The following is a 14,830-nucleotide window of genomic DNA, read 5'->3' on the forward strand; positions in this document are numbered from 1 at the left end:
CCGAGATCAATCCGCAGGAGGGCACCCGGAGCCTGCTCAAACGGGCCCCGGCCGACTTCGCCGCCGCCCACCTGGCGCACCTGACCCGAGTGATCAAACGCAAGCTCAAGAAGATCCAGTACCAGCCGCACCTGATCGACGGCTGCCTGCCGACAACCGGCCTGACCATGAACCCTCCGTGATCAAAATTCAACCTGAGTAGCGGTACTCGACAGGTGGCACTCGGCCTATGGGAAACGGGCCGGACTGTAGCGGTCACGGAGCCTTTTCCAACCTGCTGATGCAGTCCGGCGGTTGGCGTGACAGACGAGTGAAGCCCCTGGTAGACGGGTTCACGACCAAGATCACCCGTTCCGCCAGAGGCTTCACGTGCTTGTCTACCCGTCCGGACTGGACCTGTCCAGCTCGCATCTTCGTTTCCTCACCGACCGTCTCCGTGAACGCCGCCGTGCGATCGGCCGCCGGTGGCGTCGGCTGAACGCCGGCCGGCAGGTCCTGCTCGCGCTCGCCCACCTGCGCCACGGTCACCCGTACGCCCAACTCGCAGCGGGCTGCGGTATCGGGACCACGACCGCCTACCGGTGCATCACCGAGGCCGTGGAGGTCCTGGCCGCCCTCGCTCCCAGCCTCGCCGAAGCAGTACGGGCCGCATCCTCGAAGGCGTTCGTACTGCTGGACGGGACGCTGCTGCCGACCGACCGGACCGCCGCGGACCGGCCCTTCTACTCCGGCAAGCACAAGAAGCACGGCATGAACGTGCAGATCCTCACGGATCCGGCGGGCCGACTGCTATGGGCCTCACCGGCCCTGCCAGGCGCGATCCACGACGTCCGCGCTGCCCGCGAACACGGCATCATCGACGCTCTCGCCGAAGTCGGCACCAAGTGCTGGGCGGACAAAGGGTACCGAGGAGCGGGAGGCACCGTCCGTGTCCCCGTCTGGGGTCGCTGGGAGAAGCTCTCCGCAGGTCAGCAGGCCCTCAACCGGTCCCACGCGAAGATCCGGGCCCTGGTCGAACCCGCCATCGCCGCCCTGAAAACCTGGCGCCTCCTGCGCAACTACGCTGCTCGATCACCCGCATCACCCACCTCGTCCAGGCAGCCCTCACCCTCCACCTCACATGCTCAAACTGAGGTTGGAAAAGGCTCACGGTCCTGGATCAGGAGTCCCCGGTCCAGCGCCACGGGGCGCCTGGCGCGAGGCCGGGGGCCGACCGTGCCGAACAAGATGAACTGCGATTGGCTCGGCACGACTTCGGCCCGAACGGTTGCCAGCCCCGCCCGCGCCTGTGACCGCGCCGCAATGCCGATCGTGCACCTGGAGCGGGACCTGTGGGACCTGCGTGATCTCCACGGCGAGCCCATCGGCCCTGGGGTGCGCGAGAGCGGCGCCCTGCTGCGCCGCCGCCGGCCCATGGGGCTGCGACCCGAGGTTGAGGAGATCCTCGCGGACTCCCGTTCCCGGGCGGCGGCCGTAGTTGCGGCGGTGTGAGCTCGGTGCTACCAGCACGTCACAGATCTGCTTCTGCACGAGACCGCGCACAAGGTCGGCGGACTGCTGTGGACGAAGCCGGACGACGACCCAGACGAGACCGTCAGCGGGCACACTGACCAGGATGCAAAGGGCAGCAACACTGAGACCATGCTGCGAGCAACGACGAGGCCCCGCGGCGGCATGCCGCTGCAGGGCCTCGTTTCGCCTGGTCAGGCGGGGTGCGGAGGATACGAGATTCGAACTCGTGAGGGTGTGAACCCAACACGCTTTCCAATTCGCCGTGTCGCCGTCCGAACTGGAACGACTGCATCCTGACCTGCGGCCCAGACGTGAGAACAAGGTCGTCCGGACCGCCGCGGACGGAGGTGAATGCCACCAGAACTGCAACCGGAAGCGCGGACCCGACGCCACTGGTCGCCCCAGAGGGAGCAGATGGCGGCCGCAGTGATCCAGTCATCGAACTGTTGAGTGCACTGTCCGGATGGCGTAGCAGACCGTGTACGTACCGGTCGTCCAGGTTCGTCGTGAGGCGAGGTGAGACGTCGGGTGCTGGAGCGATGATCGCTGCGGGGGACTCGGCATGCATCTGAGCCACGACGAGGGTGTCGATGAGGCGGCCGAGAAGAGTCGGAGTCGAGCAGGACGCTTGGTGTCGGAATTGCCCGTGAAGTGGGACTGCAGACCGCGCAGGATCAGATGGAGGGGGGTCTCGCGGCTGTCTGCGCGACTGTGTGCGCCGGGGGCTGACGTCGACCTGACCGCCGTGACGTTCTGCGACTGCAGCGGGCGAAACGTGTTCCGGAGCTTCGATCCGCGTCTGCAAGCATGTCAGGCGGTGCGGGGGGCGCTGCGGAGCGGGGCGCCGGCGTCGTGAAGGCTCTGCAGCGCCTGCCGGTAGGAGTCGATGAGTCCGGTCTCCAGATAGCTCACGCCCAGTTCGCGGCAGTAGCGGCGCACGATGGCCTGGGCCTTGCCCAGGTGCGGGCTGGGCATGTTCGGGAAGAGGTGGTGCTCGATCTGGTAGTTCAGTCCGCCGAGCGCGATGTCGGTGAGTCGGCCGCCGCGGACGTTGCGCGAGGTGAGCACCTGGCGGCGCAGGAAATCCGGGCGGCCGTCGCCGCTCAGGGTCGGCATGCCCTTGTGGTTGGGGGCGAAGATTGAGCCGAGGTAGACACCGAACAGGCCCTGGTGTACGGCGAGGAACGCCAGCGCCATGCCGGGCGGCAGGACGAGGAACAGCGCGGTGAGGTAGGCCGCGATGTGCGCGAGCATCAGTGTGCCCTCCAGCACGGGGTGCTTGACCGCCCGGCCGGGCAGGGCGCGGATGCCGGCGATGTGCAGGTTGATGCCTTCGAGGGTGAGCAGCGGGAAGAACAGCCCGGCTTGCCAGCGGCCGAGCAGGCGGGGCAGGCCGCGGGCGGCGCGGGCCTGTCCGGGCGTCCAGACCAGCAGGTCGGGGGCGATGTCGGGGTCGCGTTCCTCATGGTTGGGGTTCGCGTGGTGGCGGGTGTGCTTGTCCTGCCACCATTCGTAGCCCATACCGATGGCGGCGCCGGCGATCCGGCCGGACGTCTCGCTGGCCCGGCGAAGCCGGAAGACCTGGCGATGCGCGATGTCGTGGGCGACCAGGGCGACCTGGCCGAAGACCACGGCGAGGGCCGCGGCGATGGCCAGAGTCCACCAGCTGGCTCCGACGAGGGCGAAGGCGGCCCAGCCAGCGACGTAGCAGACGGCCACGACGGAGATGCGGACGGCGTAGTAGCCAGGGCGGCGGTTCATCAGCCCAGCGTCGGAAATCTGTTTCGCCAGCCGGGCGAAGTCACTGCCCGGTGCGTTAGGAGGCGGGGCAGTGACGGAGGTGGATGCAGTCATGGTGATGAAGGAGCCTTTTCCTTGGATCGGGGTGATTGACTGTCGGCGACGCTTGAATTGTGAGCCAGTTCCGGCGGTTGAAAAGTGACCCCCGGTCGGTCAGTTGATGTTGGTCATTCCCCGGTGTTGGCTGCGGGAACCCGTCCGAGGTCACGACCGCGCATGCGGTAGCTGTCGCCCTTGAGGGAGATCACCTCGGCGTGGTGGACGAGGCGGTCGATCATGGCGGCGGCGACGGTGTCGTCGCCGAAGACCTCGCCCCAGCGTCCGAAGGGCTTGTTGCTCGTGACGATGACGGACGCGCGTTCGTATCTGCCTGAGATGAACTGGAAGAACAGGTTCGCGGCCTCGGGTTCGAACGGGATGTATCCCACCTCGTCGACCACGATCAGCGGGATCCGGCCGAGGCGAGTGAGCTCGTCGCTGAGTCGGCCGGCTGCATGGGCCTCGGCGAGGCGGGTGACCCATTGGGCGGCGGTGGCGAACGCGACCCGGTGACCGGCCTGGCAAGCTCTGATCCCAAGCCCGGTGGCCAGGTGAGTCTTGCCGGTTCCGGGCGGCCCCAGGAAGATCACGTTCTCCTTCCCCACGACGAAATCAAGCGCCCCGAGGTGAGAGATGACCTCGCGCTTGACCGACCGCTGGTGATCGAAGTCGAAGTCCTCGAGCGATTTGCGGGAAGGGAAACGAGCCGAGCGGATGCGACCTTCAGCGCCGTGGGAGTCACGGGCGGCGACCTCCCGCTGCAGGCAGGCGGCCAGATACTCCTCGTGGGTCCACTCTTCCGAACGGGCCCGATCAGCGAGCCGGGCGGCCGCATCTCGCAGAGCCGGGGCCTTCAACGCCTTGCTGAGATAGATGAGTTCGGACGTGACATCGCGGTTGCTGCCAGCCTGCTTCGTGTTGTTCGAGCTCATCACGCTGCCCCTTCACCGGTGGTCAGTCCGCCCTCGATGACGCCGAAGATGCGGTCATAGGAGTCGAGCGACCGCTCCTCGACCTCGGTGAGGTCCGCAGGGGCCTGCTTCGTGGCGGCCTTCCTGCGGCCCGCCGCGGCAGCGGCGGCATGGTCGGGATCGGTGATCGTCTGGTGCCTGGCCCAGCTGCGGGCATGGCGGGCGACCTCGACTCCGTCGCAGGTCACGAGGACCTGTTCCAGGTCGGCGGCCACCTCGATGCGGCGGCCGATGGCGAGTGGGTGGACGGAGTAGTCGCAGGTGTCCAGGCGGACATAGTGGTCCCGCGGCAGTCGCAGCGATGCCTTCCACCAGCCCGGTGGAGCGATGGGCGGCAGCGACAGCATCCGCGACCGGTCGGCCTCGAGCCGGTCGGACGGCCTGGCCTGCAAAGTGCGATGGACACGCCGGTTGGCCTTGGTGAGCCAGTCGGCCAGCTGGACGTTGAAGTCCGCGGCCGAGGTGAACACCCGACCCGGCAAGAACGATGTCTCCAGATAGCCGTTCGCCCGCTCGACCAGACCCTTCGCCTCCGGATCCCGCGGCTTGCAGAGCACGAACTTGACGCCCAGCAGCCCGGCGAACGCTGCGAATTCATCGGTAAGTCGTGGGCCGCCGGACCGCCAGGAGCCGACGGCTCCCTCGTTGTCCCAGACCAGCACCCTCGGGACGGCGCCGAGGTCGGTCAGCAGCCGCCAGTGTCCGGCGATCAGATCTGCCGCCGACCTCGACGGCAGCATCCGGGCGGTGATCCACCGCGAATAGCCGGCCACCATCACCAGCACCGGCGGATGCCCCGCCTGTCCGAAGCCGAGTGGGATCTCGGCCGGTGGGAACCACAGATCGCACTGGGCCAGCTCGCCGGGTTCATAGACCGTCCGCGACGCCGGATCGACGGGCCGATAGGCGGGCCGCAGGTCACGGACCCGGTCCTTGAGCACGGTCAGACCCCGCTCCCAGCCGATCCGCTCCGCGATCACCGTCGCCGGCATCTCCGGCCACCGTTCCAGCAGTTCACGGATCTGCGGCTCGACGACGTCGACGATCGAGCCCTTCGCTGCCCGCTGGTACTTCGGCGGGGCATCGTCCGCGATCGCCCTGCGAACGGTGTTCCTCGAGATCCCCAGCTTCCTCGCGATGGCTCTCACCGGCATCTCCTCGGCCCGGTGAAGCCGGCGGATCTCCGCCCAGTCCTCCACGCTGATCACCACTCCTCCCGGCCTGACTCAACGAGCCAGACCCCTGAAGGGGGTCAACTTTCAAGCGTCGCTACTGGTCCATATTTCAGCCGTCGACGACAATTGACGTCCTACGGGAGGGACGTGTCCGAGCCGTCACGATCGGCCGTGGCTGAGGGGCAGTCGATGAAGCCGCTTGATGGCCGGGGCCGGTGCGGATCGGACCCTTTTCACTTTCGGGTTCCCACACGCGGCCCGGTCTCACTGCGTCAGTCGTATGAACTCTGTCGCAGCGCAGGAGACTGATGCGACACGGTGACTACCTCGTCCACGTCGTCCTGCCTTGCGATCGAGTCGCGTATTCCGACGAGCCGTCGAGTAGTCGCGGGACGAGCCGTCAACGGCGACAAGCTCACGGCCGTCTTTGGAAGGTCGTTCAAGCTTGGATACACGTCTCGTCAGCGGGCGGTGTCGTCGGGATGCGGCTGGGAGAGTGGTCGTGGCCCTGGCCGCCCCGAGGGGTAAGGAGGCGGCGAGCCTTCGCCTCACGCACGGACATGGCTCGTTGAACTGCGGACTTTCGTGGGGCGCCACCGCGCCTTTGGATCGACGCCTCAAGGTCTACTGCCGGGCAGGGGGCCCCTCGCCTGTGGGACGGCCCGGCTCGCCGCTTTTCTTCCCGCGGCGGGGGCGGGAGGGGGTGTAGTGGTGGTTGGCGATGCGTTCAGCCCGCTGGGTGTTGAGCAGATGGAGCATGAGCGCGCCCAGCGCGATCATGCCCAGGACGATGGCAATGGTGACCAGGGTCTCCACGGTCCTCACCTCGCTCTCGTCAGGTCCGGCACCCGCGTGCCAGTACGGGCGCGGGAGGGCGGGTTCGACGGGCGCGCTGCGCGTCCTCCTTCGGAGTCCCAGATCGCCTGCTGGGCATGGTCGCCGTCGGCGGCGTACCGGCGGTGCTCGGCCTCCTGCATCAGCTGGCTTGCGGTACGCGCGTGCAGCGGGTCGGCGGCGGCGGCCATCAGCCAGGCGGCGGTCTCCGGCGGGGTCTGGGGCGAAATGACCAGAAGGTCCCAGCGGCCGACGCTGAAGGAGCGCAGCAGCACGTTGTGGGGGTCCAGTTCTGCTGCGAACCAGCCCACCTTGACCACGTGTCCGCCGACCGGGATCTTGCGGGGCATGATCTGCCAGTACGTGGAGTTCACCGCGAGGCGGGTGATCCGGCCCCACAGCGGGTCCAGGAGGGCGATGAGGGCGGGCAACTCGGCGGTCAGGTCGCGGGAGCGGGGCCACCAGGCGCCCTCCAGCAGCGCCGGGGCGCTGCCTGTGGGGGCGAGCGACAAGCGCAGAGGCAGTGCGGCGGACTGGTCTTCCGTCATCGGAGGGAGAAGGGTGGTCGTGGGCATGATGCCGACCTCGCTCCGGGCGGGTCTGCGCCGGCCCGGGCTCGTATGCGCCGAAAACGTCGCAAGCGCGGAAGCTTGCGCGCGAAATGTTCTCGGTGGCTTCAGTCTACTCCCCGGCCGGTGCTTGCCGGGGTTCTGCGGGGAGCGTCCACCACGAGACCACGGACGGCGATGCGCCTGGACGGTCGCGGGCCCCGACCGCTCGACCCGGAGTTGCGGCACAGCCGGCCGACTCCCGCCAGCGGCCGCCATCTCGAACCCGGGGCGCTGGACGTGCTCGGCGAACTGCGCCGCGAACTCCCGGCAACTGCCGGATCCGGCCCGCTGAAGCGCGTCGTACGCCACGGCGTACACCTCGGCCACGACCTCCCGCTGCGTGTCGGCCTGCCAACGGGTCAGCCCACGCAGGAACGACTATGCCATCCCTTGCCCCCTGCCCGGTGCCGTGGGCACCTGCGGCCTGGCGGATGTGTGCCCTACAGCTCGTCGATGTGCGGATGGCCGGTGACGAGGGGGAGGCTGAACGGCCCGATCGGCTCAGGGGCACGATCGGTGTCGATCGTGAGGTGGAGCCGCGTGCCTTCGCCGTTGTCTCCCGCGGGGTAGCTGCGTTGTTCGTCGGCCGCGAAGCGGAGGCGGAGCACCGCGGCGATCCGGCGAGCCGTTTCGGGGCCGGCCGCGACGATACGGACCTCCGCGAAGCCCGGCGGGGGGAGTGACGCCCGTCGTACGGCGGGCACGGGCCCCACGTCACCGTTGCCGGTCTCGGTGGTCATCCCGTGTCCGTGCCGCGTCGCCGGGCGCATCTGCGTGCCCGGCTGCTCGGGCGCCGCCGACCGCGACCGCCGTCCCGGTGGTCGCGCCGGACGAGGTGGTCCACCTGGTCGCCGAGTTCGGGACGGGGGCCCGGGCCCGCCACCGCCGCCTCTCTCACCTGCTGGAGGCACGTGCGTGTCGGTGGAGTGGGACCGGCAGGCAATGCGGAGCTGCGGACGATGGAGACAGCCGTCATGGGGCGGGACCTATCTCGGGCGGCGGTCACGCCGACCCGGTGTATCCGTTCGCCGGGAACGATGCTGACCATGGAGTCGGCACGCGAGATGCCCTCGGTGTTCGCCACCCTACTCCCCCGCGGCCCGTCGGCCGCGACCATGGGGACGACGGAGAACCCCGTGCCGCATACCGCGGACGGCGACGAGCGGACGGCCACCGCCCCCGCCGGGTCGGGCCTAGGTGTATTGACCCGGAGTGACCCGCCCAGGGACGTGCGCGTGCCCGTTTGACGCTCGCTGTGCAGCTCCTCACCCTGGTATAAGGGGTCTGTCAAGGGAGCGCGCGTAGTGAATACGCAAGATGAGCTTTCCCGACTGCTGACGGCAGCGGAGACGGCGTCGCCGGTGGAGGCCGTCGACGTGGTCGCCGAGGACCTTCTGCAACGTTTCGGCGCCACACGGGTCTCCTTCCTCATCGTGGACCTGACAGGGAAAGCGGTGGTGCCGCTGTCCACCGCCTCGCGGTCGAAGGCCGGGCGTGGGCGCCAGGCAGACAGAATCAACCTGTTCGGCAGCGTCTACGAGCATGTGATCCGCACTCAGCGGCCTTACCGCGAGACGACGGGCCAGGGGGAGCGGGTGATCTTTCCGGTCACCAACCGCGGCGACGCCATCGGGCTGCTGGAGCTCTTGCTGCCGGCCGACCCTGGCCAGGAGGTGCTCGACGCGGTGGGTGAGGCCGCGCACATCCTGGCTTACATCGTGATCGCCAACCAACGCTTTACCGACCTCTACACCTGGGGAAAGCGCAGCAGGCCGCTCGCCCTGGCCGCAGAGATCCAGTACCAGCTCCTGCCCCTGTCGCTCACCTGCGAGGCGGCGCAGTTCGCGCTGAGCGGGAATCTGGAACCTTCCGAAGACGTCAGCGGCGACACCTTCGACTACATCCTTGACAACGACACCCTCCACCTGTCCCTGACCGACACCATGGGGCACAACCTCCAGGCCGCGCTGTCGGCGACGGTGCTGGTGGGCGCCCTGCGCGGCGCCCGCCGCCAAGGGGCTGACCTCAGGGAGCAGGCCCGGCGAGCCGACCAGGCCCTGGCCGACCACAGACCCCACGGTCACGCCACCGGGCAACTGGTGCGCATCAACCTCCGCACCGGGCAAGCTGAGCTGATCAACGCAGGCCACCCCCTGCCGCTACGCATGCGCGACGGAGAGGTGGACGAGATCGCCCTGGAGGCGGACCAGCCCTTCGGACTGACCGTGGCCACCCCTCACCCTTACCGAGTCCAAGAACTCGACCTGCGCCCCGGCGACCGGTTGATCATGCTCACCGACGGCATGCTCGAACGCGGCGCGGAGACGATGGACCTGCCCGACCTCATGATGGACACCCGGCACCTGCACCCCCGGGAGACCGCGCTGACGCTGAGCACCGCGGTCCTGGACGCGGCCGGCGGGCAGTTGGAGGACGACGCCACCGTGATGTGCCTGGACTGGTACGGCTCCCAGGAAACGAAGCGGCACGTCGGCTCCGGCGCAGACCTCCGGCAAGCCTCACCCCGACGCACGAAGCGGTAGCGTCACCGCCCAGCCACGGTTGCCCCGGCCTGGTGAAGGTGCAGCTAATACCCCGAACGACAGCAGGTGCGTCGCGAGACCAAGGACGCCAGGTCCCGGCCAGGCGCCTCGTCGGGCTGCCGGACGAATTCGTGGAGCTGTTGCGCCTACGTCGACAGGAGCAGGCCGACGAGCGCAGAGCCGACCGCCAGCTGTGGGTGGACAAGGCTCGTCTTCACCACCCCGGCGGGTGAGCCGCTCAACCCCAACACCGAATACCACGAGTGGAAGGCGCTACTGGAGGAGGCAGGCGTCCAGTGCGGCGGACTGGTCTTCCGTCGTCGGGGGAGAGAGAAGGGCGGTCGTGGTCGTGATGCCGACCTCGCTCCCCGGGTGGGGTCTGCGCCGGCCCGGGCTCGTACAGGCCGAAAACGGCGCAGGCGCGGAAGCTTGCGCGCGAAAGGCTCTCGGCATTTCAGTCAGCTCCTCGGCCCGGTGCTTGCCGGGGTTCTGCGGGGAGCGTCCACCACGAGACCACGGACGGCGATGCGCCTGGACGTCGCACGCCCCGACAGCTCGGCCCGGAAGTCGCAGGCACAGCCGGCCGCCCAACCATCGCGTCGCTCCACTGCCGTCAGCGATCTGTCGGGACGGGCCGCGTTTGATGCGACCGGCACGGGGGACTCGCGAGACGTGCCCGACGGGGCCGGAAAAGGAAGGCGCCGGGGGTTGGGCCGACAGCCGCGGTGCAGCGCCCTGCCTGGTGGCGGTCCGCGCGGCGTAGTCGCAGCAGACGGACAGCGCCCTGGCTCGCTCACTGGACGATCGGCCTGAGGCAGGCAGCACCGTGCCGCACAAGTTGTCGGTAACCGCACGGCTTGCCACGGCCCGAGGCATCGAGGGCTGGGATGTCGCCGAACGAGCGTTGCCCGGCCCATCGGCCGCACATAGCCCGCACGTGACTTCGCGGAGTAGACTCGAATCTACCGGAGCGCCCCACATGCCGGTTTCTTCCGGGCCGCTTCCCGGCAAGCAATCGCCTCCGGCGGTTCGGGCGTATTCGTGGAGCCGTCCGCGAGCAACGCTCCTCAAACGAGCCGGAAACCGCCGACGGAGGTATGCGCGGCGGAGAATGCCGGACGTGGGAGTGTGCGCGTTTACCGGACGTGAGCACGGCTTGCAGGAGGACTGGCCATGATCGAGGCGGCCGACATTCGCGAATGGCGCAACCACAGCGTCATCGACCCGAAAGACTGCAAGATCGGTGTGCTCGAAGCGGTATACGTGGACACGGGTACCGACGAACCGGCCATGGCCACGGTTCGTATGGGCTTGCCCACTTGCCACCGTCTGGCCTTCGTGCCCTTCGACAACGTGATCCTGGGGCTGGACTACGTCAAGGTCGCTTATGCCAAGGCGCTGGTGCGCAAGGTCCCCTCGCTCGATACGGACGACATCATGCCCGCGGAGGCGGAGGAGGCGGTCTTCCGTCACTACGACCTCCCCCGGTGACACTCTCAACCACGCGGCCGCCGCACACGGCGCCGCCGTCACAGCAGCCAGGGACGGAGCACGAAATGAACGACAACGGTTCCGCAGCGGACACATCCCCGGCCCCGTCGCAGCCGGGCCGCCCCGGCATGGCGGACATCCGCATCATCGCCGGTTCCCCCGAGACGGCACGGCAGATCGCCGACGTGCTCCGCAACCGCTTCGCCGCCACCGAGCAACGCAGCTATCCCACCGGCGAGGCAGACGGCGGCACCCGCCTCCACCTCACGGTGGACACCGCCCTCACACCCGACCCGCCCGGCCCGGCCCGCCCGCGCCGCGTCACCCATCATCCACACGCTGACGAGCTGTAGAACACCCATACGCACCCTGCCCCACGGCGCAGGACATCCGTAGGAAAGAAGGTCGCGATCCCGTTCCCGGCGAAGCAGCCGATGCGGACCCGCGGTAGCGGAGGCGCAGTTCTCTCCTCGGCTATGGAACGGCGTCGTCGGTGGTCTTGCGCTGGTAGATGTCCGGGATGCCGTCGTGGTCGGCGTCGGCGTTCTCCTCCTCGTACAGGCGCCGGTAGACACGGTTGCGCCGGCGCAACAGCACCGTGGCGAGCAGTGCGGCGAGGACGGACCCCACGAGGACGGCCGCTTTGACCTCCTCGCCCAGCGCGGAGCCGGAGAAGGCGAGATCGCCGATGAGCAGCGAGACGGTGAACCCGATGCCGCCCAGCGCGGCGAGCGCCAGAACGTCGGCCCAGGCCAGGTTCGGGTTGAGCTGTGCGCGGGTGAAGCGGGCGGCGAGATATGTGCCGATGAAGATCCCCAGGGTCTTGCCCAGAACCAGCCCCAGGACCACGCCCAGGGCCTCCGGCCGCGTGAAGACCTCACCCAGGCCGGTGGAGGATACGCCGATCCCGGCGGCGAAGAGGGCGAAGAGCGGCACGGCGACGGTGGCGGAGAAGGGATGCAGCAGGTGTCCGGTGCGCTCGCCGGGCGAGGACTTCTCGCCTTCGTCGCGTCTGGTGCGCAGGATCAGGCCCATCGCCACGCCGGCGACTGTGGCGTGGATTCCGCCGTTGTACATCAGCGCCCAGATCACCGCGCCCAGCGGCACGTACCACCACCAACCCGTCACCCGCAGCCGCTGCAGCAAGTAGAAGACGGCGAGCCCGGCCATGGCTCCTGCCAGGGCGGGAAGGTTGAGGTCGGACGTGTAGAACAAGGCAATCACGAGGATGGCCCCGAGGTCGTCGACGACCGCCAGCGTCAGCAGGAAGGCCCGCAGAGCGGTCGGCAGATGTGTGCTGATCACCGCGAGGACGGCCAGGGCGAAGGCGATGTCGGTGGCCATCGGCACCGCCCATCCGACGAGGTCGCCGTCCCGGAAGGCCACTGCGGCGACGTAGACGGCGGCCGGCACGGCCATGCCGCACAGCGCCGCCACGACCGGCAGCGCCGCCGTCGCGGGCGTGCGCAGTTCCCCGACGACCAGTTCCCGCTTCAGCTCGATGCCGGCGACGAGGAAGAACACCGCGAGCAGCCCATCCGCGGCCCAGTGCTGCACCGACAGGTCCAGCCCCAGCTCGGAGACACCTAAGTGGAAGCCGCGGACCTCTTCATAAACGTGGCTGAGCGGGCTGTTGGCCCACACCAGTGCCACCAGCGCGGCGACCAGCAGCACCAGGCCACCGAGCGTCTCCGTACGAAGCGCCCGGGCGACCGCCTGCCGCTCGGGCCACGGCAGCACACCGAGGAACGAAGAACGCGAACGCGGCGCGTCGGCCACAGCGGGGTAACCTCCAGGGAGCCGATCGCGGGCACAAAGGCCCTCGGACCGCCGACCAGACTTCCCGGCACACCCTGCGCCCCGGCGCATTGCCAGCACCCTATCCCACATGCCCGAACACGCTGAGTGACCAGTTGCCGGGTTCGATCGCCGGTGGATACCCGGGCCCGGTCGTCCACAGCGACTGCTGCACGTTGCGACCCCACCCCGTTCGACCACGCGTGTTACCGGCGGTGGGCTTGTCGAGACCGACGATAGTGACCTTCATGCCGCGTTGGCCCCTTGGTCTCTACCGCTGCCAGTGCGGTGGCGGAGGAGCATCCCAGGGCAGGTGCGAGCCGTTGGGTACACGCGTCGCTGGTGAGACTCAATGTGCGTGGTGGCAGGAGTATGCAGTGACATTTTCGGACGTGGTCTATCTCTGCCTGGGCATCGGGGCGCTCGCGGCGGCAGTGCTGCCTCGGGTTGTTTCCCAGCGGCCTTTCTCCCTGCCGATGATCTTCCTGGTCGCAGGCGTGCTCATCCAGTTGCTACCGCTGCCCGTGCCGGCGGTGGACCCCGTACAGGACCGTCTGTGGGTCGAGCACACCACCGAGGTGTGTGTGATCGTGTCGCTGATGGGGGCAGGGCTCGCCATTGACCGGCCCTTCGGCCTTCGGAGGTGGTCCAGTACCTGGCGGTTGCTGGGCGTCACGATGCCGCTGACTGTGGTGGCTGTCGCTGTGCTGGCCTGGGGTGTGCTGGACTGGCCGCCCGCCGTCGCCCTGCTGCTGGGTGCTGTGCTCGCGCCTACCGATCCGGTGCTGGCCGGGGAGGTGCGGGTGGGAGAGCCGCTGGGCAGCGGCCATGAGGAGGATGATGCGCAGTTCGCTCTCACCAGTGAGGCAGGGCTGAACGACGGCCTCGCCTTTCCGTTCGTCTATGCGGCCATCGCTCTCGCTGCGGCGGTGGGCGCCGGTTGGTCGACGGAGTGGATCGGACGTTGGGCTCTGACGGACGTGCTGGGCAAGTGTGCCGTCGGGCTGCTCGTGGGGGCGGTCGTCGGCTGGCTGCTGGGGTGGATGTTCTTCCGTGCGAAGACGCCGGTGCTGCGGCTGTCCGAGCACATGGAGGGCTTCGTGGCGCTGGGGGCCACGTTCTTGTCCTACGGGATCGCCGAGGTGCTCCACGGCTATGGGTTCCTGTCCGTGTTCGTCACCGCATGCGCTGTCCGTGCCGTCGAGCGCAGCCACGGCTACCACAAGGTTCTGCATGAGTTCACTGAGCAGATCGAGCGGTTGCTCACCGCTCTTTTGCTGTTTCTGCTCGGCGGCTACCTCGCCACAGGCGCCTTGTCTGCCCTGACCATGAGGGGGGTGGCCGTCGGTGTCCTGGTGCTGCTGGTCGTCCGGCCTCTCGCCGGGTGGCTGGCTCAGGTGAAGAGCACAATGGGGCGACCGGAGCGCGTTGTCGTGGCGTCGTTCGGTATCCGCGGGATTGGCTCGCTGTTCTACCTGTCCTATGCGCTGGGTCAGAACCCCTTCAGCGGGCTGGAGCGCGAACTGTGGGCCGTGGTGGCCTTCACCGTAGTGGGCTCGGTGGCACTGCACGGCGCCATGGCGGCACCGGCCATCAGGCGTATGGAACGCAGAAGCCACCATGCCGAGCCCGGCACTTGCCCGTAGATGCGCCCTGACCTACCTGGCCGGACTCCACCTCGCCACCGTTTCCATGTGCTCAAAGCCGTGACCTGTCAAAAATTCTCTGGGTGGTATTGGCTTAGAAGCCGTTGTCGTACCGATCAAGGTGGGTGTGGGTTCGAGTGTGGCAACTCGGGTGGGTGATTTCCGGGTTTCCGGGCATGGAGGCAGGGCCTCCTGCACAGCTCGTGGGTGTCGAAGTCCATGAGCAACAGGAGGCCCTGGTGCCGCAGTCTTCCGCGTCGTTGCCTGCTGCGTCCAGCTCGCCCGCCCGGCCGTGTGATTGCCTCGCGCACGTGTACGGCAACGCGGCCGATCGTGCTGGGCGTGTGCGACGCTACCCGTCGGACATGACCGACGCGGAGTGGGCGGTGGTCCGCGGCCTGCTACCGGTGC

The 14,830-nt window shown here is 68.6% G+C and carries 13 protein-coding genes and 2 pseudogenes; 7 read left to right on the forward strand and 8 right to left on the reverse strand.

The features are described from left to right. Positions 1-182: pseudogene (locus tag ABGA99_RS36155) on the forward strand (hypothetical protein); the annotation flags it as partial. A 73-nt stretch (positions 183-255) separates the two neighbouring features. Here the strand turns inward: ABGA99_RS36155 and ABGA99_RS36160 are convergent. Beyond that, positions 256-513 (reverse strand): hypothetical protein, encoded by a 258-nt coding sequence (locus tag ABGA99_RS36160; protein WP_347584269.1) that lies wholly within the window; start codon positions 511-513, stop codon positions 256-258. Here ABGA99_RS36160 and ABGA99_RS36165 point away from each other — a divergent pair. Together ABGA99_RS36165 and ABGA99_RS36170 are read left to right on the forward strand one after the other, a co-directional pair. Further along, positions 397-1,133: pseudogene (locus ABGA99_RS36165) on the forward strand (IS5 family transposase). The gene ABGA99_RS36160 and the pseudogene ABGA99_RS36165 overlap by 117 nt on opposite strands. A gap of 169 nt (positions 1,134-1,302) precedes the next feature. Continuing rightward, positions 1,303-1,491 (forward strand): hypothetical protein, encoded by a 189-nt coding sequence (locus ABGA99_RS36170; protein WP_347578445.1) that lies wholly within the window; start codon positions 1,303-1,305, stop codon positions 1,489-1,491. An 831-nt stretch (positions 1,492-2,322) separates the two neighbouring features. Here the strand turns inward: ABGA99_RS36170 and ABGA99_RS36175 are convergent. From ABGA99_RS36175 to ABGA99_RS36200, 6 genes are all read right to left on the reverse strand, one after another. Next, positions 2,323-3,366, reverse strand: a complete 1,044-nt coding sequence (locus tag ABGA99_RS36175; RefSeq protein WP_347578446.1) for an acyl-CoA desaturase — start codon at positions 3,364-3,366, stop codon at positions 2,323-2,325. 113 nt (positions 3,367-3,479) lie between these two features. Continuing rightward, a complete protein-coding gene (istB, locus tag ABGA99_RS36180; protein WP_347578447.1) occupies positions 3,480-4,283 on the reverse strand; it encodes an IS21-like element helper ATPase IstB in 804 nt (267 codons plus the stop codon). Then, a complete protein-coding gene (gene istA / locus ABGA99_RS36185) occupies positions 4,283-5,530 on the reverse strand; it encodes an IS21 family transposase (protein ID WP_347578448.1) in 1,248 nt (415 codons plus the stop codon). Before istA ends, istB begins: the two co-directional genes overlap by 1 nt. Before the next feature lie 591 nt (positions 5,531-6,121). Beyond that, positions 6,122-6,322 carry a hypothetical protein gene (locus ABGA99_RS36190; protein WP_100300034.1) on the reverse strand — a complete coding sequence of 67 codons (201 nt, stop codon included), beginning with the start codon at positions 6,320-6,322 and terminating at the stop codon, positions 6,122-6,124. After that, on the reverse strand, positions 6,319-6,906 hold the full coding sequence (locus ABGA99_RS36195; RefSeq protein ID WP_347578449.1) for a DUF5994 family protein: 588 nt from the start codon (positions 6,904-6,906) through the stop codon (positions 6,319-6,321). The genes ABGA99_RS36190 and ABGA99_RS36195 overlap by 4 nt, the downstream gene beginning before the upstream one ends. Positions 6,907-7,382: 476 nt before the next feature. Continuing rightward, the gene (locus ABGA99_RS36200; protein WP_347578450.1) at positions 7,383-7,682 is read right to left on the reverse strand and encodes a hypothetical protein; all 300 of its coding nucleotides are present in this window, start codon (positions 7,680-7,682) and stop codon (positions 7,383-7,385) included. Between the two features lie 564 nt (positions 7,683-8,246). Between ABGA99_RS36200 and ABGA99_RS36205 the strand changes: the two genes are divergently transcribed. The 3 genes from ABGA99_RS36205 to ABGA99_RS36215 all read left to right on the forward strand — a co-directional run bounded on the left by ABGA99_RS36205 (position 8,247) and on the right by ABGA99_RS36215 (position 11,329). Continuing rightward, positions 8,247-9,485 (forward strand): PP2C family protein-serine/threonine phosphatase, encoded by a 1,239-nt coding sequence (locus ABGA99_RS36205; RefSeq protein WP_347584268.1) that lies wholly within the window; start codon positions 8,247-8,249, stop codon positions 9,483-9,485. 1,173 nt (positions 9,486-10,658) lie between these two features. After that, positions 10,659-10,976, forward strand: coding sequence for a PRC-barrel domain-containing protein (locus ABGA99_RS36210; RefSeq protein ID WP_347578452.1), 318 nt, complete (start codon positions 10,659-10,661; stop codon positions 10,974-10,976). Positions 10,977-11,041: 65 nt separating this feature from the next. Then, complete coding sequence (locus ABGA99_RS36215; protein ID WP_347578453.1) at positions 11,042-11,329, forward strand: hypothetical protein; 288 nt, start codon at positions 11,042-11,044, stop codon at positions 11,327-11,329. A gap of 121 nt (positions 11,330-11,450) precedes the next feature. Here the strand turns inward: ABGA99_RS36215 and nhaA are convergent, their stop codons facing one another. Beyond that, positions 11,451-12,755 carry a Na+/H+ antiporter NhaA gene (gene nhaA, locus ABGA99_RS36220; protein ID WP_347578454.1) on the reverse strand — a complete coding sequence of 435 codons (1,305 nt, stop codon included), beginning with the start codon at positions 12,753-12,755 and terminating at the stop codon, positions 11,451-11,453. 395 nt (positions 12,756-13,150) lie between these two features. Between nhaA and ABGA99_RS36225 the strand changes: the two genes are divergently transcribed. Beyond that, complete coding sequence (locus ABGA99_RS36225; RefSeq protein WP_100300027.1) at positions 13,151-14,419, forward strand: cation:proton antiporter; 1,269 nt, start codon at positions 13,151-13,153, stop codon at positions 14,417-14,419. Positions 14,420-14,830: the final 411 nt, after the last annotated feature.

Origin of the sequence: Streptomyces sp. B5E4, assembly GCF_039871555.1 — a bacterium.
Classification (GTDB): domain Bacteria; phylum Actinomycetota; class Actinomycetes; order Streptomycetales; family Streptomycetaceae; genus Streptomyces.

Excerpts from the sequence above, each read along its gene's own strand:
- ABGA99_RS36170 (WP_347578445.1), top strand. The coding sequence starts at position 1,303 with ATGCCGATCGTGCACCTGGAGCGGGACCTGTGGGACCTGCGTGATCTC.
- ABGA99_RS36175 (WP_347578446.1), bottom strand. The coding sequence starts at position 3,366 with ATGACTGCATCCACCTCCGTCACTGCCCCGCCTCCTAACGCACCGGGC.
- istB (WP_347578447.1), bottom strand. The coding sequence starts at position 4,283 with ATGAGCTCGAACAACACGAAGCAGGCTGGCAGCAACCGCGATGTCACG.
- ABGA99_RS36195 (WP_347578449.1), bottom strand. The coding sequence starts at position 6,906 with ATGCCCACGACCACCCTTCTCCCTCCGATGACGGAAGACCAGTCCGCC.
- ABGA99_RS36200 (WP_347578450.1), bottom strand. The coding sequence starts at position 7,682 with ATGACCACCGAGACCGGCAACGGTGACGTGGGGCCCGTGCCCGCCGTA.
- ABGA99_RS36210 (WP_347578452.1), top strand. The coding sequence starts at position 10,659 with ATGATCGAGGCGGCCGACATTCGCGAATGGCGCAACCACAGCGTCATC.
- ABGA99_RS36215 (WP_347578453.1), top strand. The coding sequence starts at position 11,042 with ATGAACGACAACGGTTCCGCAGCGGACACATCCCCGGCCCCGTCGCAG.